Below are 26,940 nucleotides of genomic sequence, written 5' to 3' on the forward strand. Positions count from 1 at the left end.
CGGCCAACGGGCAGTCGAGGCATCCGCGGGTCAAATCTGATGTCGGACTGAATCACTGAACGCGCATCCACTCGGCCGCCCCTTCAACTGGACGCTGTTGTTGGAGCGAGTTGCTGTGCCGGCATCGATTGCGATGACGAACGCACTGGCGAACTCAAACCCGAAATCCGCTTCGCCGTTTGTCATTTTCATCGGCGTATTGACGCCCGCATCCACGTCCACATAGGTGAGGCCGGTAAAGCCGTCGGCGCGCAACAGTTCCTCGGCGAGGTAGAGAGGTGCGTTGCAGGTGGCGGGGGTATGGGTGAAGCGGACGGTGGTCGTATCGAGCAGGGCATTCTCGGCGGATGAATTGCGACCGCCGGCAAGTCCAACGGCACCGATTGCACTCATACCGGCTAAGAAGCGGCGGCGGTTCTGGATGACCAGCATTTGGACGCTCCCTTCCGTGGATACGGCACTGAGTGCCGGCCACACGCTCACAGTTTCAGCTCGTGCTTCAAGTCGTCGAGGAAGCGCCAGTCTGTTCCCTGGGCGATAATCTGTTGCGGGCTCGACTTGATCATGCCCGTCTCCTGCATTCGCAGCGCATAGAAGCGGACCGAATCCTCGGAATCGTAACCTCGCCACCTGTCGTGCTGGGCCTCTTTCAGCGTTATCAGAGCGAGGTCATAGCTGGGCAGGAAGCCTCGATCGACGAGTTCGCGCGCAGCCGATGCCGGATCCGACGCGCAGAAATCGATGGACTTCAGGATGGCGCGCAATATGCGCTTGGTCGCAGCAGGGTACTTGTCCACGTAATCAGTCCTGCCGGCGACCATGCAGCAGTAATATTGTGACCAGGGCCGGTCGACGGCGTTGCTGATGATCGTGTGGCCGATCTTCTTCGCGCGGAGGCCGGGCAACTCGGTGATGCCGGCGAGGAAGGCGTCGACCTTGCCTTCGATGAAATCCTGCATCGGAGAGATGCCTAACACCCATTCGATCTCGTGAACGGGATCAAGCCCAACATAGTTGATCATCAAGCTGAGAAAGACATGCGGGTGGTCGTTGAACGCCCAAATCCCGACCCGTTTGCCCTTTAGGTCGGCAATGCCGTTGACGCTGTCATTGCCCCGCAGTTCCCAGCAGCCTGTGTGCACGCCGGTCAGGATTTTGATACTTGCCCCTGATTCGATGCTCCGGATGTGCATCGACGGCATGTTAAAATCGAAATCCGTGACGCCGGCGGTAAGCCACTCGGTGTTGTCGACGTTGGTGTCGCCTTGCACGTAGCGGACATCGGTCAATCCGTCGGCGCGCATCAACTCGCCCGCGAGATAGAGCGACGCCCAGCAGTAGGAGCCATCGATCCACCGCCCCAGACGGACGGAAGTCGTTTCCGGCGGCGGCTCCCGCGCAGCTTTGGATGGACGAATGTTGAAGAGTTGGGCTCCGCCGGCCGCCGTCAAGCCGGCCAGGAACGTGCGGCGATTTTGAATGATCTGCATGGGATCGCTTCCTCTCCCGAACTGCAAACGACAATTCCGGTCGGAACCGAGCAAAAAGAGGTTCCGGCAGAGGCAGATAGTCTCGTGGGCGCGCCGAACAGCTGCAGGTTGGAGCGCGCCCAGTCTGATGCGGGAGTCTTGCGCTCTCAGTCGCCGGCCCCGTGAGGTCCCAGCCAGCGATACGCAACTATACTCCCGATTGGCGCGCGTAGCGAGGGTAAAGCTCACTCAGCCTCAAACGACTATCCTTTACGCTGCCGCAGTTCCGCCAGACTAGCCCATCTGTCAGCCTACCGGTCGCGACCTCGCGCTGGCACAGTCTCTTCTTGCGAAGAGACCTTCGACAATAGGGCGTTGAACGTCCGCCCTGATAATCGATTCAGACCTTGGGCGGACGGTTCGGGAATGACCGCCTTGGGTCAAATCACGTCGATGCCCGCGCCGGTCCGCTTCTGACGATCCGAGCATCAAAGCTGCCAGTCCGCTCTCGGCCCCACGCCGGTCATTCGACAGACATAACGGGGTCCCTGGCGTTACCTGCTCGTTCCGATCGACGAGACGAATGGCCACCCATTTCGGACGTTTAGCCGACCAGTTCGCGTCGACGTTGCCTGCGAGGTAGAAATGCGAATGCCAGTCCGATCTGTACGACCACAGCGCCGGCCGCATAAGGCCAAGCTCGGCAATTGTCGGGCCTATGCTTATTTAACGATCAGTCGATCGCCTCGATACCTTGCGCCTTCAAGGCCGTCGCGAGCAATCGACATCGGCGCCGAACTGCATCCCTACTGCACCGTCAGCTCGGCTCGCTCGCCGGCCTTGACGGTCACCGTGCTTTCCTTCGAGCTGTTGTCCAACCTCTCCGAGACGATCGCGTAGTCGCCGGCCGGCAGCGCCGCCTGATATTTCTCGTCGTAGGCGTAACCGAGCGATTTGCGGTTGCCGTTGATGTCCTTCCTCGGATCGAAAATCTCGATCTTCGAGGCCCCTGGCGCGGTGATCGCCAGCACGCCGGCATTAATGGCGACCTTCAGATCCTGATGCTCACCGGCCTTGACGCTGAACGGCTGCTCGACGACGGCAAGGTCGACCGTCGCCGTCAGTATATAGTCATCGGGCGGCAGATCGAACTTGCTGTCGGGACCATAGGCATGAGCCACCTCTTGCCTCGTCCCGTCGATCTTCCTTCTTGCCTTGAACACCTTGAAGCCGATGCCCGAACCGTCGGCCTTGTCGCCGCCAGCAATGTAGTAGGCGTTGGCAACGACATGGCCGACGCCGACGATGATATCCTTGTCGACGATCCTGCCGGCAGTGAGCGGGATGGTTTCGGTGATTTCGCCCTGCCCGATCCTGACCGTCACTTTCTGGTCGCCGGCCGGCAACACGACCTTCGTGTCGCCATAATAGGTCGCGGGCGTAGCGACGCCCGGATAGGCGATCACGACAGCCGCACCATCGGCGACGTCCGCCCCCTCACTTGGCCGTGGATGAATGATGAGCGTGCCGGCATTCAGCGTGACAAGGGGCTTGTAGACCTGGCCCGCCTCGACCGTGATCTTCTGTTCGGTCCTGGCTTCGCCATAGCTTGCGACGACTATGTAGCCGCCCGGCTCCAGATTGCCTTTGTAGGCTCCGTATTCGGTGGTGACGTAATCGCCGCGGGTGCCGTCGGAGCTCGCCTTGTAGATCTCCCAGGAATTGCCCTCGGTGACAGGATCGCCGCCCTCGGCGAGCACCACGGCCGGCATGAAGTTGAACTCCGGCTTTTCCGGCTCGGGGGCTGGCTGCGGCGCAGGCGCTGATTCGAGCGCCGGTGCAGGTGCGGCGGCGATGGTTTCGACCAGCGCGTCCTGTAGGGCTTGCTCGTCGGACGCCTGGATGTATTTGCCGCCGGTGTTGTCGGCGAGGCAAGCGACTTGCTTGCCCTCGTCCGCGGTCAGGCCGAAGCCGACGACGTTTACGGTGAAATCGACACCGGCAGCACTCAGTTCCTTGCCGAGCGCGCAAGGGTCACCTTTGCAGGTCTCGAGCCCATCGGTGATGAGGATGACGGTGGCCTTATCCTCGGTGTATTTCAGCGCCTCGGCGGCCTGCTTGACGGCTGATGTCAGCGGCGTCTTGCCGATGAATTTCAGGCTGTCGGCGGCAGCGGAAACAGCAGCTGCCGAGCCAGCCTGCGGCGGCACGATGAGCTCGATGTCCTCGCAACTGCCCTTCTCGCGATGGCCATAGGCCATGAAGCCGATTTCCCTATCGGCGGGGACAGATTGCAGCACCGTTCGCAGCGATTCCCGGGCGATTTCGAGCTTGGGCTTGCCGTCGATCTGCGCCCACATCGAGCCGGAAGCGTCGAGAACGATGACGACACGGTCGGCGGCAAGGCCGAGCGTCGTCATCCCCAACAGGAGGGCGGCCGCAGCGACGCCCCGCGCAAGTCCCGCCATGAAAATTCTCCCCCAGTCAGTGGCCGCCAGTCCGGGGAAGCTATTTGACGCCGCGTCGGGACACAAGCCCGAACGCCGGGCATGGAAGGGTCGGCCACAAGCCTTGAGCCAAACCACTCAATACGTCGTGCGACGCTCTTCGGAAGGCGGCCGGCCGAACTGCAGCCGATAGCTCTGGGCAAAATAGGAGTGTGAGGTGAAGCCGGTGGCGATCGCCACGTCGAGGATCGGCATGTTGGTCTGGCGCAGCAATTCGCGCGCCCGCTCAAGCCTGAGCCGCATATAATAGCGGCCGGGCGTCACCGTGAGGTGACGCAGGAACAGCCGCTCGACCTGGCGCACCGACAAGCCGGCCGACTTGGCGAGCTGCACCGCCGACAGCGGCTCGTCGAGATGATCGGCCATCAGCTCGACGATGCGGCGCAGCTTTTCCGATTTGCCGGTCAGGTCGCGCTCAGGACCGACGCGCTGACGGTCTCCGGCAGAACGGATGCGCTCGTGCTGGAACTGGTTGGCGACGCCGTTGGCGAGGCCCGAGCCGAAATCGCCGCGCACGATCTCCAGCATCAGGTCGATCGAGGTGGTGCCGCCGGCGCAGGTGTAGCGTTTGCGGTCGATCTCGAAGACATTGCCGGTGCAGTTGATGTCGGGAAACCGCTCGACGAAGCCGGCGCGGTTTTCCCAGTGGATGGTGCAGCGATAGCCTTCGAGCTGGCCTGCCTCGGCGAGCAGATAGGAGCCGACCGACAGTGCGCCGAGCGCGTTGCCGCGCCGGCCCCAGCTGCGCAGGGCCGCCAACACCTTGCTCTTGCCGGGAAACTCGGTCGTCAGCCCGACCGAGACGAAAAGGATATCGACCGGCGGCAGATCGGCGACGGCATAGTCGATCTTGAGCGGCAGGCCGTTGGAAGCCATGACGGCATCGCCGTCGGCCGACACCGTCGTCCAGCCATAGAAGTCGTGGCCGAGCAGCCGGTTCGCCGACCGGAACGTGTCGATTGCGGCGGCCAGCGAGAACATGGAAAACTTGTCGACCAGCAGGAACCCGAACTGCCGGCCGCCTTGAACAAGATCGTTCGCGACCGGCCGCTCTAGAGCGGGATGCATTTGGGTCGAGTGGGGCATCCCGCTCTATCTCTTTATTTCAGCCGCATTTATGCAACGCCAAGTGATCCCACTTGGCTGCAAAATGCTCGGGGAACAGTGTGGTTCGGCAAAGCTGCGGCTTTCCAGATTCAGAAAGACGGCCGTTTCAATCCGGCCGCGAGATAGGCAGAAGCTAGCGTGTTGGCCATCAGCATGGCAATGGTCATCGGTCCGACGCCGCCAGGCACCGGCGTGATGGCGCCGGCCATCGTCGCCGCTTCCGCATAGGCGACGTCCCCGACGAGGCGGGTCTTGCCTTCGCCCTTTTCGGGCGCCGCGATGCGGTTGATGCCGACGTCGATGACGGTGGCGCCTGATTTGACCCAGTCACCCCTGACCATTTCAGGTCTTCCGACAGCTGCAACGAGAATGTCGGCGGTGCGCGCCAGTGCAGCCAAGTCCTTCGTGCGGCTGTGCGCGATGGTCACGGTGCAGTTGGCGGCAAGCAGAAGATTGGCCATCGGTTTGCCGACAATGTTGGAGCGGCCGACGACCACCGCATTAAGGCCGGAAAGATCCTTGCCGCGCACGCGCTCGATCAGCAGCATCGAGCCGGCCGGCGTACAAGGCACGAACGCCGTCTCCAATTCGCCGGTGCCAAGCTTGCCGACATTGATGAAGTGGAAGCCGTCGACATCCTTTTGCGGCGCGATGGTCTGGATGATCTTGCCCGCGTCGATATGGCTAGGCAGCGGAAGCTGCACCAGGATGCCGTTGATGGCCGGATCGGCGTTGAGTTCGCCGATGATATCAAGCAGTTCCTGTTCGGAGGTCTCGGCCGGCAGCGTGTGCTGGACCGAATGAAAGCCGCATTCCTTGGCGGTGCGGGATTTGGAGGCGACGTAGACCTGGCTCGCCGGATCCTCGCCGACGATGACCACTGCGAGACCGGGCTTCAGCGCGCCCTTTCCCAACAGTTCGGCCGTCAAGGCCTTGACGCGCCGCACCACGTCTTCGGCGACGTTCTTTCCGTCAATCAACTCGGCCATGAACACCCTCAGCATCGTTCTACTTCGGGCGGCATTTTCACGAAAATCCGACCCGGCAATCCCGTCAAAGCGCCGTCTTATGCCGCTAACTCGAAACCGATGGCTTTTATTCTATCCGGCGCTCAGAAATAGCGCCGCGATCGGCTTTCGGTGAGTTCGCGAACCGCTTCGCGGAATTCGCGCAGGCTGGCTCGGATTTCTTCGATGGAGGCTTGCTGTTCGGCGGCTTTCGAAGCCTGATTTGCGTCGTCCGACGAGGCTCGGGGATAGGCGGACTGCTGCTGCGGATAAGGCCCGGCATGGGGCGTCATGGCCGGCGGATAGGGATAGCCGGCCGGCGGCGGCTGCATCTGCCAGGGATAGCCCATCGGCGGTTGCGCATACGCCTGCATAGGCGGGGCCGGGTACATCGCTTGCTGCTTGACCGGATCCCGCTTTGCGCCTCCGGCGACTGCGGATGCGCCATTGGCCGGTGAGTCACTGGAACGCGAGGCTTCGCTGCGCGCCTTGCGCGGCACGATCCTGCTCACCGCCGACAGCAGCGCATTAATAAAACCTGAATGCCTGGTGGCCTCGACTGGGGGAACGGGCGGCGGCGACGCCTGGTATGCCTTGTCTTCAAAACGGCGCTCGTCCGTCCGGCGGCGCGGCCGCGAATTGGCGGTATCGCGCAGGCTCGCATAGGCGCCGCGCATGGCGCCAAGGCCGACACCAGAGGCGAGGCCCGCCAGCAGGCCGGCAAGCACCGTCACGGCGCGCGACGGTCCGTTCGGCTCGAGCGGGGCGAAGGCCCTGGAGATCACGTTGATGTTGGCGGTGTTGATGTCTTTCTGCTCGCCGGTTTCCTTGGCGCGCAGAAGGTATTGTTCATAGACGGAGCGCTTGGCGGCGGCCTCGCGCTCCAGTTCGCGCAACGTGACCAGATCGCTGTTGACGTCGCCGCTGCGGACCTTCAACTGCGCCAGCCGGGAGGCCAGATCCTGTTCGAGCTGCACGGCGCGCCTGAGGTCGACCTGCAGCGACGAGGCGATGCGGCGCAGTTCCCCGGCAATACGCTCGCGCGAGCCGGCAAGCTGGGCATTGAGCGCCTGGAGCTCGGGATGGCGCGGCCCGAACCGGATCGCGGCGCGGTCGGCCTCCTGCTTGAGCGTCGCATATTGCGAGCGCAACTCGCTCATCGTGTTGGAGTTGATCTCCTCCGGCAAGGTGCCGCTCAGAACCGAATTCACGTCGATCGAGCGCGCCGACGCCGCGCGGGCGTTAAGTTCCAGCGTGCGTGCGCGGGCGATGGCAAGCTGCTGGTTGAGCTTGAGCATCTCGTCGTCGCTGATCAGATGGCCTTGCGCGTCGACGAGGTCGTGCGCGGCCCTGAAATCCTCGACGTTGCGCTCGGCCGCCTCAACCCCCTTGCGCAACTCATCGAGCCTGCCCGTCAGTTCGTTGGTCGCGCGGCCAGCGGTGTCGGACTGGATCTGACCGAAGGTCTGCAGGAAAACGTCCGTCATCGTATTGGCGATGAGAGCCGACTTCTCGCCATTTTGCGTGGTGGCGCTGACGGAGATGACGAAAGTCTTGCCGCCGCGCTCGACCGAAAGGCTCTCCGCCAGATTGCCGACGGCCAACGCATGGCGGCGGCCCTCAATGGCACCCGGTCCGTCATTGCGCGACAGGATCGATCGGATGAGCGTCATCACGCCCAGGCCGTCGGAACCTTGCCCGTTGAACTCCGGATCGTTGACGAGATTGAGCTTGTCCACGACCTTGTTGAGAACGGTGCCGGAGGTGAGCACGCGAACCTGGTTTTCGACGATGGCCAGCGTGGCGTCGGACGCAACCACCGATTGGGTGAGGTCGCGGTCGGTGAGCTTCAGGTCGCGCGGGTCGACGATCAGCTCTGCGGTGGCTTCGTATTTCTTCGGCGTCGACAGCGCGATCGCGACGCCAAGCGTGGCGCCCAGTATCGTCATGGCGACGATCAGCAGCTTCGACCTGGCGATGCCGCGGACGACCTGCATCGGATCGATCAACGGCTTCCATCCGTCGTCATCCTCGCGGGAAGACCGCTGCTCGTCGGCGGCGTATCGAGCTTCGAACGTCGCATATCGTGGATCGAACGCGGCGTATCGAGGATCGAACGCGGCATATCGAGGATCGAACGCGGCATATCGAGTATCGGCATCGGAACGGCGGTCCTCGGAAATACCGGGAGAAACCGGCTCCTCCCGCGGCCTGGCTTCCGCACGGTCCGCTTCAACGGCCTCGTCCGCCTCTGGCGATATCCGGGCGGCCGAAGCGGATGCATCCTCGGCTTGAAACTGGCTTGTTTCATCGTTTGCCGAGAATTCCGGAGTTACCGGGCGTTCCGGAATCGCCGAGGGCTCCGGGGTTGCCGAGAGTTCCGGTTGCGCTCGCCCCTCGCGGCGCAGGCGCGCGAGACGATGGCGCGTCGCGGCATCTTCGCGCCATGACGGGTCTGCCCGATCCCCGATCGAAACCAGCGATGGTTCAGCTTCTTCTTCGCCGCGCATCGCCCGGCCGAGCGCCAGCAAGGACCGCTCGCGCCTCCAATCTTCACGGTTTTGCCTGTCGACCATTATCGTGGAGCTTGCCCTTGGCGGCTTGGACGCGCGCGGTCAGCCATTCGTTAAGCCACGCTAAACAAGCATAGGAAACAAAAGGTTAATTTCCCTGCCTTGAAGACGAGGTTTCCCTCTTCGGTTGTGTCTTTCTTGAACGCAACGAAAGCGTTCCGAACCGCGCGTTAAACTTTCCAGCCTATGCTGTCTCCGACACATGACTCAGGCTGGTGACATCCCGCAAAGGCGGCCCCTCGCCCGGATCGGCGCTTTCGTTGCCGAGCGACGGGGGCTGGTTCGCGACTATCTTTCGGCGATCAGCGGCGCGGGCGGGCGGCTGGTGTTTTCGCTGGCCTATTTCATCGCGCTGGCCAACACGCTGTCCATCGCCGAGTTCGGCATGTTCGCCACCGCTTCGGCGGCCGGCGTGATGCTGTCACGCATCCTGGCCTTCGGTTTCATCTCGGCGCTTTACCGAACTGCTACCATCCGCCCCAATCTGATCGGCACCTTCACGGCCGGCTTCCTGCTGCTTGGCGCGATATCGCTGCCGCTGCTGGCTGCCGCCTCCTACGGCGTCTACCTGGTCTTCTTTGCCAGCACCGTGCCGCTATCGGTCTTTGCGGCGATCGTGTTTGCCGAGGCGCTGCTGTGGCGGCCGGTCGAGGTCGCGCTGATCGTCAACAACGGGCTCGGCAAGTTCGGCCGCGCCGCCCTGCTGACGATCCTGGCGACGGCCTTGCGGGCGCTCGGCGCCGTGCTGTTCATGTTCGCGGCGCAGCCGACCATAGGTGTCTGGTCCTGGTATTATATCGGCGCCAACACCGCCTCGCTGCTGCTCGCCTTCGCATTTTTCTATCCGCGCCAGAGGCTGCGGCTGCGGCTGGCGCTCTATATCAGGCGGCTCGCCGATTCCATCTACGTCGCCGGCGCAGAGGTGCTGTTCTACCTGCAGATGGAATTCGACAAGCTGCTGGTGCTGGCGATCGGCGGGCCGCACCTCGCCGGCATCTACGCCATCATCATGCGGCTAGTCGACCTGACCGCGATCCCGATCCGCACCTTCTCGATGATGCTGGTACAGCGCATGATGCGGGCGCCGGAACTCCTGTCGCGCCTGGCGGTCAAGAGCGGCATAGAAGGCGGCGTGTTCCTGGTCTCGACGCTGGCGCTGGCGGCGCTTGCCATCGTGCTGCATTTCTTCCCCAACGCGCTGGGCAAGAATGTCGCGGAGGCCGCCCCTCTGGTGGCGCTGGCGATCTGTGTGCCTGGGTTGCGCAATCTGGTCGAATACCAGGCCGAGCTCCTGTTCGCGCGCGGCCAGACACTGGTGCGGGCGATCAACCTGGCCCTGCTTGCCGGGCTGAAGGCGGTCCTGCTGACCTATGTGCTGACCACGATCCTGGACACGCCGGATCTGGTGCTGTCGCTCAATGTCGTCTTCCTGCTGCTCTATCTCGCCTCGACGCTGCTCACCTATTCGGCGATGCGCAAGCCGGCCAAGCCGGTCTAAGGGCAAACATCGGGACTGGCTGTCAAGGATCGAGATACGGGCGGGCCAACCCCGACCCGCCGCATTCCATAACTTTATCATTCACGGGTGAGCCGTCGAACAAGAACGGCCTTTGATCCGCCACTGCACAGTGCGCCCGGAAGCTCCGTTGGTAAGGACGGAGTTAGCTCCGCGCTCCGTGCAGATCACGCATGAAAAGCTTTCGTATGAATCCCTGCAGCATTTCCCGACGCCGAAACTACTAGTTTCGTTTTTTTTCAAAAGATTGGCCGTTTCGCAAGCATCGAGCCACCAGGCCCAATTCAAGGACAATTGCTCACACGCTCAGTCAATTTTGTCTTTGAGGCTTGTGCGTGGTACGATATGGTACAAAAAAGTTGATGATTGTTTGGAAATTGCGCGGAGCAACGGTAATTTAGAGTCATCTAATGTATCAAGACTCCGCGCTCCAATCGCTCGAAGAGCACAAAAGTAAGAATGCGAAATTTACGCATTCTCTTGATTTTTCAACCTTTAGCTTTCAGCCTGACGAGCAATTTCCGGCTTTCCGTTTCGCCAATCGAGGCGTGATGGACTTATCAGTCGTGCGGGATTGTCCTCAATCCTTTCCGGCCCGCCAAACGGTGTGGAACCTGGATAGACTCGCATTTATGCGAACTAAGCTTCCGGGCGAAAATCATGCTCATCGCCAGAAGCATCTGAAAAATGCCGTACTTGACCATTGGTATGTCACCCTGCCGTTTTGCTTGCCGGGTGAGTGGCATAAAGGCGAGAAAGCTGTGCCTGAGCTGCACTGCCTGGCTAGTCCGTTCGATAGAGAAATCAATCACGACGGGGTCCTTACGCTCTTCATCCCACACGACCTGTTTACCTCGACTGCCGGGCTCCATCGAATGTTGGATGCCAAGTTCGAAGGAGGGCTCGGTAAGCTGTTGGCAGACTACCTGTTTCTTCTCAACCGGTCGCTGGCGGATTTGCAGTCGCCGGAGATACCATACGTCGTCGAGGCAACACGAAACCTTGTGGCCGTATGCCTCGCGCCCTCCCAAGATCGCTTGATAGAAGCCCAAACCCCGGTCGATGCGACATTTTTAGGCCGAGCGCGACGGATGATTGACGGCAGACTTGTGGATCGCAAACTGACGTCCCAAACACTGTGCGCGGAACTTGGCGTGTCCCGCTCCCGGCTATACAGAATTTTCGAGCCGCTCGGGGGAGTAGCTTCTTACATTCGGAAGCAGCGGCTACTGCGAACGCGGGACGCGCTCTCCGACATTGGCGATACGCGGTCTATATCCCGGATCGCTGAGCAATGGGGCTTCGTCGATGCCTCCAGTTACAGTCGAACGTTCAGGCACGAATTCGGCATTTCACCGAAGGAAGCACGGGATATAGGTTGGGCGAGTGATGGCTTCGTCGTGGCGCAGCAATGCCAGGCACGACACGAAGGGCCGCAAACGCTTTACCAGCTACTCCGCACTGTAGATGGAACCTGACCGGACTAACCACGGCGGGACAAGTCCGCGCTAACGTCAACTTAACCGCCTCACACCGCTCCCAGGCGAGCGACGGTCTTACCTGCAGCATCGACGAGCATCAGATTTCCATCCTGTACCGAATACGCTGCAGTTTGCGAAAGCGCTGCGTGGAAGACCGCCTCTTGAACGGACTTGGCATCTTCGCAGGCCATCATTGTCGATGCCAGCCGGCCAAATTTCATTGTCGTACCTTCTATGTCGACGTCGCCGCGAAAAGCGTTGCAGCCACCATTGCCGCTCACGGCGCCATCAGCATCAAAAACAAGCGTCGACGTCACGTTCGTATCGGCGCTCTTGCCGTCCAGCTCTAAAACCCTCCATTCGGTACCTGCCAGAGAGACGCCGGAAGCCTCCTCTGCGTTCTTACTGCCCGCCTGAACGAGGAGGATTGAAAACATTCTCCCGCTCTCGCCAGATCGACCGGTGTCGGCTCGGCACTGGCGAACCAGGCGGAGCCGCCGACCTCAATGCGGGCCTGTATCGCATAGGCCACTCCGTTCGAGAGTTTGCTTGAATCGACAACCAGGCCAAAGGCAATGGGAACTTGTCCCGCCGGCGCCACCGTGGTTGTGGCTAGGGCGGTTTTTGGCTTGGCCAAATCTATGAATCCACAAGAAGAATGGAATCTGAGGGTAGCGCAATCCGCTCCCGGTAGAAGGCGCTGCCGGACAGTTTCACATCCGTAGCATACGCGCCATGCGACGCTAGGCAGCACATGGCTGCGGCAACAAGGGCTGACAGCAGCTTCACGGCTTTTCTCCTATTTTGTAACAAAACTGAGATTTATCCGCTGACAGGCGTCGCCCCGCGCGTGATGAAAAGGACCTTCAGCCGAGCAACGTCTTCAGGTGTAATGCTCGGCGGATCGGTTACGGCCAGCCACGCATCGATATAGTGCTGCGGTGCAAAGACGTGGCCGTAGCCCATTGGAGACGTCGTCGCTATTGCCATATCGACCGTCAGTTGCAGCATCGTGATAAGCGGATACCAGCGAACCTGCTCCGATACGTCGGGTCCGCGCGGCTCTTTCATCCAATCGGGCTCTCGATAAAGCGTGGCGACGTCGAAGAAGGTTATCGGATCGCTGGCGTATTGAAGGTAGACTATCCGGATCGGTCCCCACTCTGCGTTTGGAATGTCCAAGGCATCGTTCTGATTGGTGAACCGGAAGATCGAGCTGTTGCGAAAGCGGGGGAGCCATTCGGGCGATCCGGAATTGCGGCCGTCGGTAACGGATCGCCAGGTGCGGCTTGCGAAGGGTGGCCCGCTCCACAACGCGCCTTGAAACGGATCTGCGACGACATCGTAAAGGTTCGCCGACTGTTCAGAGTTCATCGCCCCGAGGCTTAGGCCGTGCAAGTAGAGTTTCGGGCGGACGTCGCGCGGAAGCGAAGACCAGTAGGTGTAGACCTCTTGGAACAGCGCGTCGCCGGCCTCCGCGCCGTAGTCCGGCTCGACCAGGAGGGATAGCCAACTGGCGAGGTAAGAGTATTGCATTGCGACGCTCGCGACATTGCCCCTGTGAAGATATTCAACCGGGTCCAGCGCAGCCGGATCAATCATGCCAGTACCAGTCGGCACGATGATGATCAGTATGGTTCTTTCGAACGCGCCGGTACGCTTCAATTCCTGCAAGGCCAGCTTCGCGCGTTCATCCGCAGTGTCGGCCGAACTCATTCCGACATACACCCGAATAGGGTCCATGGCCCCTTCCCCGAAGAAAGTGGCTATCTCTGCCGCTGTCGGACCGGAACTGACAAACCTGCGGCCCTGCCTGCCGAGTTCTTCCCATGACAGCAAAGAAGCCGCGCTTCCCGTCTTGATCGATTGCGCGGGCCTGCTGAGGTCATCTTCGATGAGAGCATCCATCTGCTTGAACGAAGAATCCAGGATTCTAAGCGTCAGTCTGAAGACCAGTCCCTCGACGACCGACCAGAACAGCGCGACCGCCAGCAGGCCGCCGACAAGATGAGAGACCCGCCTCGGGACGAAGCGCCCAAGCCAGCCGGAGAACACCAGGAAGGTGTGCCTGAAGAGGTGTGCCAACAGCATGAATGTCGCAAATACGACGGCAGCGACAATCCCTGTCTTGAGCGGACTCGCGGTGTCCAGCGGAGCGAGATCCATCAAAACGCGAATCGAATTCTGCCATTCCAGAGTTCTCCAAAGGAAGACGACGGCAATCACAACGCATGTGCCGGCGACTGCAATTCTCGTCGCCTTCAGGGTTCGGTCCCCTAGCTGCGGCAATTCGAGATAGGTCCACAGCGAATAAGCGACGAAGCCGATGCCGTATCCGAGAGCAGCCGAAAGTCCCGAAAGCACACCCTGGACCAGGTAGGATCGTGGTATAAGGCTGGGCGTCAGGGAGGCCGCGAACGACAGAGTCGCCGCGAGTATTCCCAGGGTGAGGAATGAGTGTTCGAACCTGCTTTGTGTCGCGCGCACTCAATCAGCCCTCATCGGTACGAACAGCCAGCGTGAACGCCTGTGCCAAAAAGCTTGTCCGTGAGCTCGGTGCAGCGGCTGTTGCCCTCCAGAAGAGAGCTCGAAGGTCACCTTCTAAGCCGACGTAGATCAACGACGCGGCCATTGTGTGCGCTGACAGCAATTTCGAATCGGCCGAGGCCGCGCCTGGCGCGATACACGAAGAACCGCCCGCGGCAATCGACGCGTCGAATGTCTCTGAAACCGCGATTGCGCAAGATTCGCTCGCCATCACGACAAGTGATGGCACGGCCATTATTGAGGCTCGTGCCGATTTCGATGTTTATCGTGACGGCATGAGCGGGGATTGGCGAAGCTACAGGTACGAAGAAGCTGGAAGCCAGGCCAAAGCATGCGAACAAAAGACGACGCATCAATATTCTCCGTGTCAACGTGCTTGCCTGACATCAATCGTGATTGGTTGAATTGTCAAGAAAAGGCATGGTCAGCCTTTAAATTAGGGACGAACGGACAATGTTTTGGATTCCATGCTCATGACACTTCGCAGAGACATTTACATTCATAACAATGTGGCAGGGGTTTATCGCAGTCGCCTGGACTCACCGCGAGCCTTGCAACGAATAGGCTCAACTGACAGTCACGTTCGAGGAGTAGTGAGATGAACGCGATAAAGAGCAAAATTGCTTTTTGTCTGCTTGTTGCGGTCCTTGCTGGTTGCGCCGCCACCGAACAAGAACAGCTAGCAGGAACCGGCGCGCTTGTAGGAGCTGGAGTAGGAGCTTTGGCCGGGCAAGCAATTGGACGCAACACTCGAAGCACGGTGGCTGGGGCTGGCGCTGGAGCCCTTCTAGGCGCTGTGGTTGGGACGGCATCTGCTCCACAGGGTGCGCGCTATTGTCGTTTCCAGCGTAGTGACGGAACAATCTGTGCTGCTCGCTGCTAGGTTCGGCCTATAAGAGAATGATCGTCCGATTTTTGGCGTATGCCGTGCTCGTGGCCACTCAGATCACTCTGGATAAGTCTCAACGCCGTTCGGCGCCGCCTTGTGAAAAAGGATAAATACCAGGGGATTGCCGGGCTCGGACATTACATCGCTGCGCTGGCCCGTTATTTCTCCGGCCACGCCGCTTGTATATTCCGCAACCACTTCGCCGAAACTGTTGCGCTGGATGGCCACCTTCTGTCCGGGTTCGACCTTGTCGTTGAGCTTGACCAGATGCTCGACGATCCCGCCCGCGGTGGCAATGATCGGGAACGCACTGTTGCCGACGAAGACGGTCACGTCCTTGCCCGTGCGTCCAATTGGACCGGCCACGATGCCGTGATGCTTGAGGACGTTCATCGTGCCTTCCACGAATAGCGCGATCATCTCGAGGTCCAGGTGGCGGGCAGCGCCGATCTCCGGGCAAAAGGACGGGATGCCCGCGGCGTTAAACGCGTTATGGAGGACATTGGGATATGTAGGGTTGTCGAAGATCTGACCGATGGGATAGAGCTCCGCCATCGCCTTGATCTCGGGGACGTCCATCTCGGCAATATTGAATGCGCTGACCTCGAATCCGGTCGTTCCGGTATGGAAGTCGATAGCGAAGTCGGCGTTCGGCCGCAGCAGCCGGTTGAACACCAGCCCGGCGTGCCGGCTGGGCGCGGTTATGTCGTTCTCGTTCCCGGGCCACACCCGGTTCGTATCGATCAGATCCGGGCCCCTGCCAAAATTGGGCCATCTGCGCTGCATGCTTTCAACGGCCGGGCGTGCCACGTCTGTGACCGCCATGACCGTGCCCGACATCTCAGCCGGATCGAGCTGGTTCATCACGGTCTGGACCGTATGCATGGAACTCATTTCGTCGCCATGCACACCGCTGGTAAGGACGGCGCGCTTGCCCGGCTTTGCCCCCTTGGCGACCGTCACAGATACATACCAGTGCTGTCCTGTGGGCATCTGAACCCCCCGAAAATACAAGAGGTGCTTCTGCCCGGGCTCCAAATCGGCGACGTCGAGCGCGCTGACGACCTTCTTCCCCTGGATCACATCGCCGGTGTAGGCAGTGCCCTGAGCACCGGGCGCCGCGCCGGCAGAGGGAGCCGTCGCGTCCTGGGCAGAGGCAGAACCGGCATTGGCCGCGAGCGCGGCCGCCGCGCCAACCGTCGCGATGGATGCTATTATCAGATCGCGACGGTCGAGGCCTTTTTTGGAAATCTCCGACATGATCAAGTCCTTTGAATCTAGGTTAGGATGACGGACACTTAATTTCCTGTCATTTCATGACTTGGCTTGATCGACATCTGAGCAGTGCCCCGACGTTTGCCAGATGAAGGCACCTGAAGCATAAATTCGCGGTCCTGCAACGATGCCTTCGTCGATTGCTTGCTTCAGCTCGAAAATCCCGGACCGCCAAGGTCGTGGATCGTCGTGAATCCGCGTGTCAAGGTCGCTTCGGCTTGAGCGGTCAGCTTAGGATGCTTCCGCTTCCGTTGTTGACGATAGCGTGTTCTGGCCGCCTTGCCATTGGCCCAGAATTCCAAAACTGTGCCTCTCGTCCTACATCGGACGATATTCTCCAAAGCGCTCTCTGTTCCCGGCCTATCGCCGATTTCGCCAGCGACGCCCGGCATAACCGAAGCGTGCGGCTAAGACAGTTGCCAAGGCTGGGGTAAGATTGAAAACGGATTTGATACGAGTCAATCGAATCCCGGCACGCCAGTCAAAACAGAGACATGGAGCACAACAGCAGGATTCCCGGCTGATTTATTCGAGCGCTTGATGCCCTACAATATGCAGCACTTTTTACGCAGCCCTCGGCAGGAGCCTACATGTCAACCCTCATCGTAATTGTTTATCCCACCGAAGCGAAGGCGGAAGAGGTCCGTCAGACCCTGCTCGGATTGCAGAAGGAATATGTGATCAGGCTTGGCGACGCGGTTATCGCCACCAGGACAGAGGCGGGAAAAGTCAAGCTGAACCAGCTTATAAACACGACCGCCACCGGCGCGGTGTCCGGCAGCTTTTGGGGGTTGCTCATCGGGGTTCTGTTTCTCAATCCGCTTATAGGCGTGGCGGTCGGCGCGACTTCGGGTGCGCTTGGAGGCGCATTGACCGATGTTGGTATCAACGATGCCTTCATGAAAGATCTGTCGGCAAGCATCGCGCCGGGCAATGCCGCTCTCTTCCTGCTTATCCAGGAGATGACCGAAGACAAGGTTCTGAAGCAGATCCAGGGCTTCGGTGGAATCGTCCTCAAGACCTCGCTCGACGAAACCAAGGAGCAGGTTCTGCGCGACGCCCTCAAGCGCCATTCCGCAGAAGCCGGTTCGGCGCCGTCGGCGTAGGCGGCATCGCCGCTCCCGTTCGTGCTGGAGAAAGTGAGTGTTGTCCCCGACCGAAACTGTCATAGCCATCGCCATCGAGATACTCTGTGGCGCCGCGGGGGCACTCGCTGTGCGGTGGTGGTGGCCCAGCCTTGAACTTACCAAGATTGCAGCCGTTCTGGCCGGCATGGCCGGAGGTTTTGCGTTGACCTTCGTAGCTGCGCAGATTCCCGGCATTGGCCACTTGGTTGGGCACGCTGAAAACGCCGCCGATTCCGTCATGCGCGGGCTGGGCGGGCTTACCCCTGCCGTCCTGATCGGGGTCGGCGTATCGGGCCTGCTTGGCGGTGTCGTTCTGATGACTGTTCTCGGTCTAATCCGAGCCCGCGTGAAAGGTTAATTTCCGGGGCTGGCTGCTCTTACTGTCCCTATCCACCCTGGGCGCTTTCCACCTCATCGTCGGGGGCGCCCAACAACTGGGCGAGCCATCGGGCCGAGGGAGACTGGGCGCAGAAGGTCAGCACGGCGATTGCTATCGGAACTCCGATGAAGGCGCCGAACAGACCCCAGAGGAACATCCAAAGGAAGACAGAAAACAGCACGAGAAAGGGCGACAGCGCCAACGCCTTGCCGGCCAAACGCGGCTCTACATAACTGCCGATCGCGAACTGGATGAGATTGAGGCAGGCAAAGACGAACAGTGCGGAATACAGGGATTCGAACTGGGCCAGCGCGTAGAAGGTCGGCAGCAGCGTTGCGACGAACGGGCCGACGAAGGGGATGAAATTCAAAGTGAAGGCGATGACGCCCCACTCCGTGGCAAGCTGCAGGCCAAGCGCCAGGGTAAAAACGTAGATCATGCCACCCGTTGCAACGCTCATGATCGTTCGGATCACCAGGTACCGGCGCAGCTTGGCGGCTGTGCGTTCGCCGCCGACGATCAGGATGCGCGCAGCCTCGCCGCTGACGATGCTGGGGATTTTGCGCGCCAGCGGGCCGACCTCGAGCAGGCCGAGCAGCACGTAGATCAGTACCACGATCCAGAATGAGATTGTCGTATTCAGCCGTGCCGACAGGCTCTGCATCGCCGCCACAACCCAGCGCACATTGAAATGCTCCGCCCACAGGCCGGCAACGGCGATCCCATGCGTCTCCAGCCAGGCTGTCGCCTGTTCGTAGAGCACTTGAAGCCGCGGCGTCTCGGCGATGATGGATCTGCCGATCCGACCGAAACCCCAGGCCACGACGGACGCGAACACGATGAAGACAAGCACGATCAGCGTTACAACAATGGCGAGCGCCAGAAGCTGCGGCAGGCGTGCCTGCAGCCGTTTCTGAACCGGCCAGACGATCGCGATGATAAAGAGGGCGCAGGCGACCGGCGCAATGATCGCGTCGGCGAAATAGAGCGCGGCCAGCAGGAGAATTGCGCAGATGATGCCCAGCAGTACCGGTACCCAGCGGGCATTCATGGCAATTCAGAATCTCCAGATCATCGGCACTATGAGCACGGCCACGACAAAGAACCAGAGCATGAGCGGTAGACCAAGCTTCCAGTAGTCGCCGAAAGCGTAACCGCCCGGACCCATGACCATCAGGTTCGTGGGGGTTGCGATCGGCGTCAGGAATGCTGCGGCCGCCGCCACGGCGGTGCTCATGAGCACGGGACGGGGCGAAACACCCATGGTTAGCGCGGCTGCGACCCCGATCGGGATAACGATGAGAGCAGTCGCGGTGTTGCTGATGAGCTGCCCCATTATGGCAGTCAGCACGAACAGGCCGGCGAGCAGGGCAATGGGACCGGCGTCGCCGACCAGCGACACCAGATGCTCTGCCATCAGTTTCGCGGCGCCTGTCTCAACCATGGCGGTGGACAGCGGCATCATCGCGCCGACAAGGATCACCGTCGTCCAATCGATTGCTCGGTAGGACTGCTCGACACTCATGATCCCCGACAGGACGATCGCTCCGGCGGCGAGCAGGCCGGCTACCGCTGGCGGGGTGATGCCCGTGGCGAGGAGCACGACCATCGCGATCAGAATGGCAATGGCCTGGCGGGCACCCGGCCCCATCGGCACCGCCTGACGACGCACCAGTTCGGGCGAATTGACGACCAGGACATCCGGATCCTTCAGGCGGTGGTCGAGAGCTTTCCACGTTCCCTGCAAGAGCATCGTGTCCCCGGCCTGCAACACGATACCTCCTGCATCTCGTGTTGCGTTGGTGGCGACCACCTCTGCGCCGGCGCGCTGCACGGCAAGGACGATCAGGTCGCCGCTCTCGGTGACCATGCCCGGGAAAACGTTCTGGCCAATAAGGCCGGAGCGTGGCGGGATCACCACCTCGGCGAGGCCCGAGCTGCGGTTGAACAGCGTCTCCTCTCCCTGCCCTGGCGCCGCCGACTCGCTAAATGCGAGGTGTTTGTCGGCAGCGAACGCAGCGGCCGACTCGGCGTCGCCCCGCAGCAGCAGGTGATCCCCCTCAGCGATGACAGGTCTGCGAAGCGGGCTGGCCGTTTCACCCTCCTGAACAGCGACGACTTGCAGGTCGGGATAGGTGGCCAACTCGATCGCAGACGCGGGTATGCCGATAAACGGCGAACTTGCGCGCACGCGCATTTGGTAGACGCCGCTGGCAAGGCCGTATTGCTCGACGAGCGTCTTCGCATGGCGGCTGAAGTCGGCAGGCATGGTCGCGCCATTGCGTTCGGGCAGGAGCCGTTTTCCGAACACTATGATGATGGCCATTGTTCCTGCCAGCAGCGGCAAGCCTACAAGCGCGAATTCGAAGAAACCGAAGCTGCCCACGCCGGCGTCGCTGCCCGCGTTCGACACCAAGACGTTCACTGGCGATCCCGTCAGAGCCAGCTTCGAGCCGGCATGCGCGGAAAAAACGAGAGGCAGGAGCAACTGGGCCGAATTTCGCTTCAGGCGGACGGCGATGACGACCACCACTGGCAGGAGTGCAGCCACGGCGCCATTGACACTGATCAGCGCCGTAAGGAGCGCGACCATACTCATCGTCAGCAGCAGCAGGCGGGCGCGGCTCTCTTCGCCTGCGCCACGGATCAGAAGTTGCCCGGCCCAGGCGGTGACGCCTGTCACGTCGAGGCCGGCGCTGACGATGAAGAGGGAGGCTATGAAGATCACCGCGGGATCACCGAAGCCGCCGAGCGCCTGATCAATCGTCAGGACGCCGGTTGCCCACAACGCGGTGGCCGTCGCCATCGCGACAACGACGACTGGCAGCCGGTTCCAGACGAACAGGACGACGACGGCTGCGATGATGGTGGCAGTGTACGCTATGGGGCTCAATCGCTTGGTTCCTCACCGGCCCTACGGCCGACCCGCGGCATGACTGCTACTCTTCCAGTGTCGCCATAAGTACGCCCAGGCGGCAGCCCTTCTCGTATTCGGCAAGGTTCACGTATTCCTTGATGGTATGGATCTCGGCCTGGCCCGCACCGATGGTGATGGTAGGGATGCCATGTTTGTCGAGCCAATTTGCATCCAGCCCGCCATTGGAGAAGAGACAGCTGGCCTCGATGCCCAGCATCTTCAACGCCTTGATGGCGCGCGTCACGACCGGGCTGTCCTCTGCGAGTTTGAAAGGAGGGTAGGAGGTCTGGTGGCTGAACGTTACTTCTGCCGTCTGGCCCTCATGATCTCTGACCTGCCCCTTCGCCTTGCCGAAGGCATCTGCGTAACCCTTGGCGATCTTCGTTGCGAAAGCTGCCTCGGGGCTGCGAGCCTCTCCCTTGATGGATGCGTAGTCGGTGACGACATTGGTTGCATCGCCCGCAGGCTTTCCATCCCTTCCGCCGAAAATGCCGACATTGCTGGTTCCCCGGCCGTCGGGTTTCACAACCTTGCCGAACCAGCCTGCCTGCCACGCCTCGGTCAAGGCGATCGCTCCTACCAGCGTCGCCGATATGCCCTTTTCGGGCGCCACGCCAGCGTGGGACGCGCGGCCTTTGATCTCGACTTCCCAGTTTTCCTGTCCGACCGCGCCGATGATCAGATCGGAGGCGAGCTGCCCATCGACATTGATGCACATGACCGGGCCACCGAGATCGGCGGGGTTCAACTCGCGCGCTCCGTGAAGCCCGCTCTCTTCCCGTACCGTGAAAAGCAGCGTGATCGGCGGATGGGGTAGCTTGTGCCTGATGAGCGTTTCGGCAAGCACAACCAGAAGCGCCACACCGGTACGAGCGTCGCCTCCGAGTGCTGTTGTGCCGTCGGAGACGATGCGATCGCCTTCCCTTCGGGGCTTCGCCCCGGCGCACAGCGGCACTGTGTCAAGATGGGTGGAGAAAAGCAGCCTTGGTGCGCTGCGCGTCCCAGGCAGATCTACGATCAGATTGCCAGTTTCGGTTGGCAACGCAATGCGGGTATTGGCGTCATCGAAGCGGATTGCCGAAGCTGGCACGCCAACGGCCTTCAGTGCGTCACTGACAGCCGCCGCGATATTGGCCTCGTATCCGGTAACACCTTCGATCGAAAGGAACCGCATCAGGTGCTCTTCGGCGGCAGCGACATCGAGGGGAATCGGAACTTCGCTCATGTTACCTCCTCCAGGGTTTGGGTGCTGTTTCGCATCGTGCTGGATCAGCCATTACAGGCCCCATGGCAGGCCAAACGCCTGCCAACCCGCGAAGAGTGCCGTCCACAGGACGTACATCCACAGGACGTAGGGAAGCATCAGCGATACGATCGTGCCAACGCCTGCGGATTTGTCGTATTTTTGGGCAAATCCAACTACGAGAGCAAAGTAGGCATTGAGCGGGGTAATCGCGTTCATCGGTGAGTCACCGACACGATAAGCAGCCAAAACAGCTTCCGGCTCGACGCCTAGTTTCATCAGCAAAGGTACGAAGACCGGAGCGAAAATCGCCCATTTCGCGATTGCTCCAGTCAACAGCAGATCGATGATCGCGACCACGAGGATGAAGCCGAGCAGAAGGGGCAATGCGCCTATGTTTGCAGCTTGCAGCGCACCCGACAGGCTCAACGCCATAACCGTTCCCATGTTGGTGTAGGTAAAGTAAGCGACGAACTGGCTGAGCACGAAGAACAGAAAGATCGTCCCGCCTAGGTTCTTGATCGACTTTTCAATCGCGCCGATGACCTCGGTCAGGGTGCGCAGCGTGCCGGCTCCGATGCCGTACGACCAGCCGGTCACCAGGAAGATCAGCATGATCAGCGCGATCAGGCCGTTCATGAAGGGCGAGTTGCCGATCAGCTCGCCGGTTTCGGGGTTTCGCAGCGGCGCCCAAGACGGCAGTGTCAGGAAACAAAAGACGAGGATCAGGCCGATCAGCCCGTATAAGGCATAGCGCAATCCGCGGGATTCTCTTTCGGACAGTCCCGCACTCTGATCGGGAACCGTTCCATCCACGGACTTCTCGGGCTTGTAAACCCCGAGCCGCGGTTCGATCATGCGGTCGGAGATGAACGCGATGATCACTGTCAGAAACAGCACGGATGCTATGGAGAACCAGACATTCGAGGCCAAGCCGATCGATCTGTTGGGGTCGACGAGATGCGCCGCATCGTTCGTGAATTCGACCAGCACTGCGTCAAGCGGCTTGATAAGCATATTGACTGTAAAGGCACCTGCCACCGCGGCGAAACCCAGGGCGAGACCGGCAAGCGGGTGACGCCCGACTGCGAGATAAGCGATACCGGCCAGCGGAATCAGGACCAGATAACCCGCGTCGGCGGCAACGCTGGCGATGATGCCGACGAAGGCGAGGATATAGGTCAGGGCCCAGGCCGGTGACACGACTACGAGCTTTCGGATCAGCGCAGTGACCAGCCCGGATTCCTCCGCCACGCCGGCGCCGACCATTGCTGCAATCATCAGCCCGACCGCAGTAAAGCTCATGAAGTTGGGAATGAGCGACGCATACAGAAAGCGTATGCCTTCAATGTCCAGCAGACTGCGGATCTCGGTGGTTGCCGTTTCAATCTCATGCGTGTCCGCATTGATGCGTTCGAACGTCACCGCGGCGCCGAAAGTGCTCAGGAGCGCCGACAAGACGATGACGATTGCAATCAGGATCAGGAAAATGACGACCGGATGAGGAACCATGTTCCCCACTCTTTCGACTGCGTCGAGAAATCTTTGCATTGCGGTTTTTGGAGCCGCATTCGCGGTGGGCATCTCGGCCTTCCTCTCTGCTGGACCCGCTGCAGCGAGTCCCCCCCCGGGCAATACTCAGATCAAATGGGCTTTGAGCTTAGTCCTCTACTGTGAGGAGTCATGAGCGCAGAATCCAAAGCCTTGGCCGCCTGTCCCGAAATCGCCCGTAAGTCTTTCACGCCGATCGCCCTGACAAATGAAACACAAGGATTGGAACGATCAGCGCAGACTCTGGACTTTGAGCAAATGTGCAAGGGCGGCGGCAATTGCTAGTCTCGGTCAAGGTTCTCGAAGACCATGAGCAGCCGGGATGCATGAATACTTTTGGGGGTTCGGTCCGGCATTGTCATGCAGAAGCGGGTCGAGGTGATCGCGCTTTGACCCCAAGGACTAATCGAGCCCGATCAGGCGGCGAATGCGGCCGACATCGGTGCCGATGAACGACTGCATGCCGATGGCCACCTGTTGCGGCGCCATGGCGGCGACGAAACGGCGGAACTCGTCATCCGACAGCGCTTCGCCCGTCCAGTGGACGCGGCAGAACTCCTCCGAGCCATGGAAATGGCCGGCGCCGTCGAGCACGTCGTCGACATAGCGGCCGTAGATCATGCATTCGGAGAATTTGCGCGCCGCACCAACGATTTCGACCCAGTCGCGGCCATGGATCTTCCCGATCCGCGCGCACAGCGCCGTCACGGTTTCGCGACGCCAGGCAATCAGCGTCGAAATGTAGTCGTGGGTCGAAACCTCCGATGGCTCGATGCCGAGCGCCGAGCCGGCATTGCGCGACCAGATGCGATGCTCCTCATGACCGTCACCGGACAGCACGCCGTCGCGGCGGAACAGCCGCACCTTGCCGTCGCGCCAGAAGGCGCTGCAGTCGAAAGGTTTTAAGAACGCCACGTCGGAATCGCAGAAGATCAGCACGTCTTCGCCGGCGTGCGCTGATATCGCGATGCGGCGAAGCTGCTGCACATGCCAGCCGCGCAACGGCATGGTCTTCAGGCTGAGCCAGATGCGCCGGCGGAACAGGCTGAGCGGATCGTCGAAGGCATGCAGCCAGCGCGGCAACAGGTCCCGCTCGTCGACGATGGTGCGGCAATTGTTCTCCAGCTGACGAAACAGCGCCACGTCGCGATGCTCGACAAGAATATAGTGGTGCGCCACGCCGGAAACATAGCGGTCGATTGTGTCGCACAGCAGGCGGCAGCGCTCCAAATCCGGCGCATAGCTTGCCGTCACGACCGCCGCCGTCGGCGTCCGGGGAAGGAAATCGGCCTCGGCATTAGGGCTCGGCACGAACCGGTTGTTCAATGATCTGCTCCGGTGCCTGCTCTGGGGCCTGCTCTGGGGCGAGTTTTGGCAGGAGCGGGCCTGCGCAAGAATTTCTGGCCAATGACGCGCCACAGGAACAGCGGATTGCCGACCACATAGCGGCGCCAGAGGCGGCCCGGCTCGATCCACAACCGAAACAGCCATTCGAGCCTGAGCCGGCGCATCCACAGCGGCGCCCGCGGCACCATGCCGCTCAGGAAATCGAGTAGCGCGCCGACGGCGATCGGCAACGTGCAGTGGCGCGCGTCGATGTGGCGCGCGATCCATAATTCCTGGCGCGGCACCCCCATGGCGACAAGCAGCACGTCCGGCCGCAATCCGGCGATCCGATCGACGATTGCCGGCTCCTCGGCGGCAGAGAAATAACCGTCATGGATGACCACGAACCGGTGCTGCAACGCGAGCGCTGCCAGCTTCCTCGACGCCGCCTCGGCGTTGACCTGGGTCGCTCCGAGCAGCCCCACGGTCATCGGCCTGGCGGACGCCTGCAGGAAGGCAGGGATGAAATCGGTGCCGTTGAGATTGTCCGGAAACGACGCTCCGTAAAGCAGTTTCGCCGCCAGATCGACGCCGACGCCGTCCGGCAGGATGAGAAAATCGTCGAGCGCCTCGGCAACGACCGGGTCCGTATAGGCGACATTGGCATTGTGCGCGTTGAGAAAGGTGACCTTGGTGAAGCGCCGCTCTGCAATCGACCGGGCCAGCAGCGCGACCGCATCGTCCCAGCGAATGGCGAGGACCGAGATGCCCAGGATCGATTTCAAAGTGTCGACCCCGAAAGCGGCGCGGGCGGTGTGCATATTCATGCAAACACCTCCTGGCTGACGGGCCCGAGCTTTTCCAGGCCGAGCCTGATTGCGGCATCGAGCGCCATCACCTGCCGGCGGTGGAAAGCGCTGCCGTCGACGTCCCTGACATCGGCCACTGCTGATTCCAGGGCGCCGGCGAAGGCGACCGGATCATCGGTCACCACGCAATTGACCGGGCGATGGTCGATGCCGCGCAACGAATGGCTGGTGGCGACGGAAGGCAGGCCGAGTTCGAAGGTTTCGACGGTCTTGAGCTGCACGCCGCTGCCGGAGGTGCTGATCAGCGGGATGACGGCGGCACCCCGCACGAAAGCCTGCGCGTCCGGCACGCGCCCGACGAACTCGACGCCGGGATGCGCGGACGTGAGGCCCGATGGCGCGCCGCCGGCAATCCTGACCCGGAAATCGGGCCTGAGATGCGGCACCACTTTTTTCAGGAACCAGTCGAGGCCGATGCGGTTCGGCTGCCAGGTCCAGGTACCGATCAGCGCCGCGTCGCAATCGATACGGCGCGGTTCGTTTTGCACGGGCGCTCCGGCGCAAGTCACCAGCGGCAGCGCCGCCGAACGGTCGTCGAAGGCGACGCCGAGTGCTGAGCGATCTTCCTCGGCCAGCGTGAGGACGAAGCGTGCCCGGCAGCAGAGTCGTTCTTCCAAGGCCTTAAGCAGCCTGGCCTCACGGCGAAACAACAGGCGCTGCAAAAGGCCGCCCGCGGCAGCGGCGTTCTCCTGCGCCGAACGATGCTCGACATTGTGGGCGACGAAGATCGACGGCCGGTCGGCGAACAGCCTTTCGAAGGCGCCGGCGAACTGCACGGAATTCAAGACATAGCCGTCGAAAGGGCCGGCGCGTTCGACGGCGGCGCGGACCTCGCTGTCGGTGACCACGCGCAGCTTGACCGACGCGAAAGTGAGGCCGGAGAGCATCGCCTTTGCGACCCAAGCCAGCTTTTGCAACGATGACGCGCTTTCGGTGCGCACATCGACGGCACCGAGCACGATGGTGTTTTGCGGATCGCTCGCAGGCTTGCCCGGCCAGGTGAAGCCGATCACTGTGACGCGCACACCGGCCCGCCGCAACGCGGCGATGATCGCGGCATTGGCGATCTCATAACCCGAGGCAAGAGCCCCGTCGGGCACGATCGATGTGGCGAACAGCAGATGCATCTCACCTATCCAGTGCTGACCCAGCTAGCA

General features: G+C 61.1%; 24 protein-coding genes and 1 pseudogene. 7 read left to right on the forward strand and 18 right to left on the reverse strand.

All coding sequences use genetic code 11. The features are described 5' to 3' along the window. Nucleotides 1-30 precede the first annotated feature (30 nt). The 6 genes from CIT31_RS14125 to CIT31_RS14150 all read right to left on the reverse strand — a co-directional run bounded on the left by CIT31_RS14125 (nt 31) and on the right by CIT31_RS14150 (nt 8,087). A complete protein-coding gene (locus CIT31_RS14125; RefSeq protein ID WP_095519059.1) occupies nt 31-432 on the reverse strand; it encodes a substrate-binding domain-containing protein in 402 nt (133 codons plus the stop codon). A gap of 47 nt (nt 433-479) precedes the next feature. After that, on the reverse strand, nt 480-1,544 hold the full coding sequence (locus CIT31_RS14130; RefSeq protein WP_133116151.1) for an ABC transporter substrate-binding protein: 1,065 nt from the start codon (nt 1,542-1,544) through the stop codon (nt 480-482). Between the two features lie 731 nt (nt 1,545-2,275). After that, on the reverse strand, nt 2,276-3,937 hold the full coding sequence (locus tag CIT31_RS14135; RefSeq protein WP_095519061.1) for a vWA domain-containing protein: 1,662 nt from the start codon (nt 3,935-3,937) through the stop codon (nt 2,276-2,278). Nucleotides 3,938-4,054: 117 nt separating this feature from the next. Next, the gene (locus CIT31_RS14140; RefSeq protein ID WP_065009265.1) at nt 4,055-5,062 is read right to left on the reverse strand and encodes a GlxA family transcriptional regulator; all 1,008 of its coding nucleotides are present in this window, start codon (nt 5,060-5,062) and stop codon (nt 4,055-4,057) included. A 110-nt stretch (nt 5,063-5,172) separates the two neighbouring features. Continuing rightward, nucleotides 5,173-6,072: a bifunctional methylenetetrahydrofolate dehydrogenase/methenyltetrahydrofolate cyclohydrolase FolD gene (gene folD, locus CIT31_RS14145; protein ID WP_095519382.1), complete on the reverse strand. Its 900-nt coding sequence runs from the start codon at nt 6,070-6,072 to the stop codon at nt 5,173-5,175. A gap of 122 nt (nt 6,073-6,194) precedes the next feature. Continuing rightward, nucleotides 6,195-8,087: a GumC family protein gene (locus CIT31_RS14150; protein WP_425350610.1), complete on the reverse strand. Its 1,893-nt coding sequence runs from the start codon at nt 8,085-8,087 to the stop codon at nt 6,195-6,197. A 778-nt stretch (nt 8,088-8,865) separates the two neighbouring features. Here CIT31_RS14150 and CIT31_RS14155 point away from each other — a divergent pair. Beyond that, entirely contained in the window at nt 8,866-10,161 is a 1,296-nt protein-coding gene (locus tag CIT31_RS14155) for a lipopolysaccharide biosynthesis protein (protein ID WP_095519064.1), read from the forward strand. 428 nt (nt 10,162-10,589) lie between these two features. Beyond that, nucleotides 10,590-11,657 (forward strand): helix-turn-helix domain-containing protein, encoded by a 1,068-nt coding sequence (locus CIT31_RS14160; protein WP_095519065.1) that lies wholly within the window; start codon nt 10,590-10,592, stop codon nt 11,655-11,657. A 50-nt stretch (nt 11,658-11,707) separates the two neighbouring features. On the opposite strand, the gene CIT31_RS14165 is transcribed toward CIT31_RS14160, so the two are convergent. The 3 genes from CIT31_RS14165 to CIT31_RS14175 all read right to left on the reverse strand — a co-directional run bounded on the left by CIT31_RS14165 (nt 11,708) and on the right by CIT31_RS14175 (nt 14,147). Next, complete coding sequence (locus CIT31_RS14165; protein WP_095519066.1) at nt 11,708-12,097, reverse strand: META domain-containing protein; 390 nt, start codon at nt 12,095-12,097, stop codon at nt 11,708-11,710. Then, the gene (locus tag CIT31_RS36040; RefSeq protein ID WP_095519067.1) at nt 12,007-12,414 is read right to left on the reverse strand and encodes a YbaY family lipoprotein; all 408 of its coding nucleotides are present in this window, start codon (nt 12,412-12,414) and stop codon (nt 12,007-12,009) included. Before CIT31_RS36040 ends, CIT31_RS14165 begins: the two co-directional genes overlap by 91 nt. A 68-nt stretch (nt 12,415-12,482) precedes the next feature. Further along, nucleotides 12,483-14,147 (reverse strand): alpha/beta hydrolase, encoded by a 1,665-nt coding sequence (locus CIT31_RS14175; protein ID WP_095519068.1) that lies wholly within the window; start codon nt 14,145-14,147, stop codon nt 12,483-12,485. Nucleotides 14,148-14,293: 146 nt separating this feature from the next. On the opposite strand from CIT31_RS14175, the gene CIT31_RS34205 reads away from it, so the two are divergent. Further along, nucleotides 14,294-14,611 (forward strand): hypothetical protein, encoded by a 318-nt coding sequence (locus CIT31_RS34205; protein ID WP_165778437.1) that lies wholly within the window; start codon nt 14,294-14,296, stop codon nt 14,609-14,611. 194 nt (nt 14,612-14,805) lie between these two features. Further along, nucleotides 14,806-15,090 carry a glycine zipper 2TM domain-containing protein gene (locus CIT31_RS14185; RefSeq protein ID WP_095519070.1) on the forward strand — a complete coding sequence of 95 codons (285 nt, stop codon included), beginning with the start codon at nt 14,806-14,808 and terminating at the stop codon, nt 15,088-15,090. Between the two features lie 63 nt (nt 15,091-15,153). Here CIT31_RS14185 and CIT31_RS14190 read toward each other — a convergent pair whose 3' ends face one another. Then, nucleotides 15,154-16,356: a succinylglutamate desuccinylase/aspartoacylase family protein gene (locus CIT31_RS14190; protein WP_095519071.1), complete on the reverse strand. Its 1,203-nt coding sequence runs from the start codon at nt 16,354-16,356 to the stop codon at nt 15,154-15,156. 84 nt (nt 16,357-16,440) lie between these two features. Continuing rightward, nucleotides 16,441-16,592: pseudogene (locus CIT31_RS35115) on the reverse strand (amidohydrolase family protein); the annotation flags it as partial. A gap of 369 nt (nt 16,593-16,961) precedes the next feature. Between CIT31_RS35115 and CIT31_RS14200 the strand changes: the two are divergent. Next, entirely contained in the window at nt 16,962-17,477 is a 516-nt protein-coding gene (locus tag CIT31_RS14200; protein ID WP_095519072.1) for a DUF1269 domain-containing protein, read from the forward strand. Between the two features lie 37 nt (nt 17,478-17,514). Then, nucleotides 17,515-17,856, forward strand: a complete 342-nt coding sequence (locus CIT31_RS14205; protein ID WP_133116152.1) for a hypothetical protein — start codon at nt 17,515-17,517, stop codon at nt 17,854-17,856. A gap of 28 nt (nt 17,857-17,884) precedes the next feature. Here the strand turns inward: CIT31_RS14205 and CIT31_RS14210 are convergent, their stop codons facing one another. From CIT31_RS14210 to CIT31_RS14225, 4 genes are read right to left on the reverse strand one after another with little or no spacing between them, the layout of a single operon-like run. Then, a complete protein-coding gene (locus CIT31_RS14210; RefSeq protein ID WP_095519074.1) occupies nt 17,885-18,928 on the reverse strand; it encodes an AI-2E family transporter in 1,044 nt (347 codons plus the stop codon). A gap of 6 nt (nt 18,929-18,934) precedes the next feature. After that, complete coding sequence (locus CIT31_RS14215; RefSeq protein ID WP_095519075.1) at nt 18,935-20,770, reverse strand: SLC13 family permease; 1,836 nt, start codon at nt 20,768-20,770, stop codon at nt 18,935-18,937. A 46-nt stretch (nt 20,771-20,816) separates the two neighbouring features. After that, nucleotides 20,817-22,019 carry a M20/M25/M40 family metallo-hydrolase gene (locus tag CIT31_RS14220; protein WP_095519076.1) on the reverse strand — a complete coding sequence of 401 codons (1,203 nt, stop codon included), beginning with the start codon at nt 22,017-22,019 and terminating at the stop codon, nt 20,817-20,819. 51 nt (nt 22,020-22,070) lie between these two features. Then, nucleotides 22,071-23,621, reverse strand: a complete 1,551-nt coding sequence (locus tag CIT31_RS14225) for an AbgT family transporter (protein WP_095519077.1) — start codon at nt 23,619-23,621, stop codon at nt 22,071-22,073. A gap of 99 nt (nt 23,622-23,720) precedes the next feature. Here CIT31_RS14225 and CIT31_RS34210 point away from each other — a divergent pair, with 99 nt between their 5' ends. Further along, complete coding sequence (locus CIT31_RS34210; protein ID WP_165778438.1) at nt 23,721-23,873, forward strand: hypothetical protein; 153 nt, start codon at nt 23,721-23,723, stop codon at nt 23,871-23,873. A gap of 117 nt (nt 23,874-23,990) precedes the next feature. Here the strand turns inward: CIT31_RS34210 and CIT31_RS14230 are convergent, their stop codons facing one another. Genes CIT31_RS14230 through CIT31_RS14240 form a run of 3 tightly spaced genes read right to left on the reverse strand, consistent with a single transcriptional unit; the run spans nt 23,991 to nt 26,910 of the window. Next, the gene (locus CIT31_RS14230; RefSeq protein ID WP_095519078.1) at nt 23,991-24,914 is read right to left on the reverse strand and encodes a DUF6492 family protein; all 924 of its coding nucleotides are present in this window, start codon (nt 24,912-24,914) and stop codon (nt 23,991-23,993) included. Further along, nucleotides 24,911-25,741, reverse strand: coding sequence for a WecB/TagA/CpsF family glycosyltransferase (locus CIT31_RS14235; protein WP_095519079.1), 831 nt, complete (start codon nt 25,739-25,741; stop codon nt 24,911-24,913). The genes CIT31_RS14230 and CIT31_RS14235 overlap by 4 nt, the downstream gene beginning before the upstream one ends. Then, on the reverse strand, nt 25,738-26,910 hold the full coding sequence (locus CIT31_RS14240; protein WP_095519080.1) for a glycosyltransferase: 1,173 nt from the start codon (nt 26,908-26,910) through the stop codon (nt 25,738-25,740). The genes CIT31_RS14235 and CIT31_RS14240 overlap by 4 nt, the downstream gene beginning before the upstream one ends. Nucleotides 26,911-26,940 lie beyond the last annotated feature (30 nt).

This window comes from Mesorhizobium wenxiniae, assembly GCF_002284535.1.
Taxonomy (GTDB): Bacteria; Pseudomonadota; Alphaproteobacteria; order Rhizobiales; family Rhizobiaceae; genus Mesorhizobium; species Mesorhizobium wenxiniae.

Bases quoted from the DNA above. Each gene is read 5' to 3' on its own strand.
- CIT31_RS14155 (WP_095519064.1), top strand. From the start codon at position 8,866: ATGACTCAGGCTGGTGACATCCCGCAAAGGCGGCCCCTCGCCCGGATC.
- CIT31_RS14235 (WP_095519079.1), bottom strand. From the start codon at position 25,741: ATGAATATGCACACCGCCCGCGCCGCTTTCGGGGTCGACACTTTGAAA.
- CIT31_RS14210 (WP_095519074.1), bottom strand. From the start codon at position 18,928: ATGAATGCCCGCTGGGTACCGGTACTGCTGGGCATCATCTGCGCAATT.
- CIT31_RS14125 (WP_095519059.1), bottom strand. From the start codon at position 432: ATGCTGGTCATCCAGAACCGCCGCCGCTTCTTAGCCGGTATGAGTGCA.
- CIT31_RS14160 (WP_095519065.1), top strand. From the start codon at position 10,590: ATGTATCAAGACTCCGCGCTCCAATCGCTCGAAGAGCACAAAAGTAAG.
- CIT31_RS14140 (WP_065009265.1), bottom strand. From the start codon at position 5,062: ATGCCCCACTCGACCCAAATGCATCCCGCTCTAGAGCGGCCGGTCGCG.
- CIT31_RS14165 (WP_095519066.1), bottom strand. From the start codon at position 12,097: ATGTTTTCAATCCTCCTCGTTCAGGCGGGCAGTAAGAACGCAGAGGAG.
- CIT31_RS14150 (WP_425350610.1), bottom strand. From the start codon at position 8,087: ATGCAGGTCGTCCGCGGCATCGCCAGGTCGAAGCTGCTGATCGTCGCC.
- CIT31_RS14240 (WP_095519080.1), bottom strand. From the start codon at position 26,910: ATGCATCTGCTGTTCGCCACATCGATCGTGCCCGACGGGGCTCTTGCC.
- CIT31_RS14200 (WP_095519072.1), top strand. From the start codon at position 16,962: ATGTCAACCCTCATCGTAATTGTTTATCCCACCGAAGCGAAGGCGGAA.
- CIT31_RS14135 (WP_095519061.1), bottom strand. From the start codon at position 3,937: ATGGCGGGACTTGCGCGGGGCGTCGCTGCGGCCGCCCTCCTGTTGGGG.
- CIT31_RS14220 (WP_095519076.1), bottom strand. From the start codon at position 22,019: ATGAGCGAAGTTCCGATTCCCCTCGATGTCGCTGCCGCCGAAGAGCAC.
- folD (WP_095519382.1), bottom strand. From the start codon at position 6,072: ATGGCCGAGTTGATTGACGGAAAGAACGTCGCCGAAGACGTGGTGCGG.
- CIT31_RS14225 (WP_095519077.1), bottom strand. From the start codon at position 23,621: ATGCCCACCGCGAATGCGGCTCCAAAAACCGCAATGCAAAGATTTCTC.
- CIT31_RS34210 (WP_165778438.1), top strand. From the start codon at position 23,721: ATGAGCGCAGAATCCAAAGCCTTGGCCGCCTGTCCCGAAATCGCCCGT.
- CIT31_RS14190 (WP_095519071.1), bottom strand. From the start codon at position 16,356: ATGTCGGAGATTTCCAAAAAAGGCCTCGACCGTCGCGATCTGATAATA.
- CIT31_RS14185 (WP_095519070.1), top strand. From the start codon at position 14,806: ATGAACGCGATAAAGAGCAAAATTGCTTTTTGTCTGCTTGTTGCGGTC.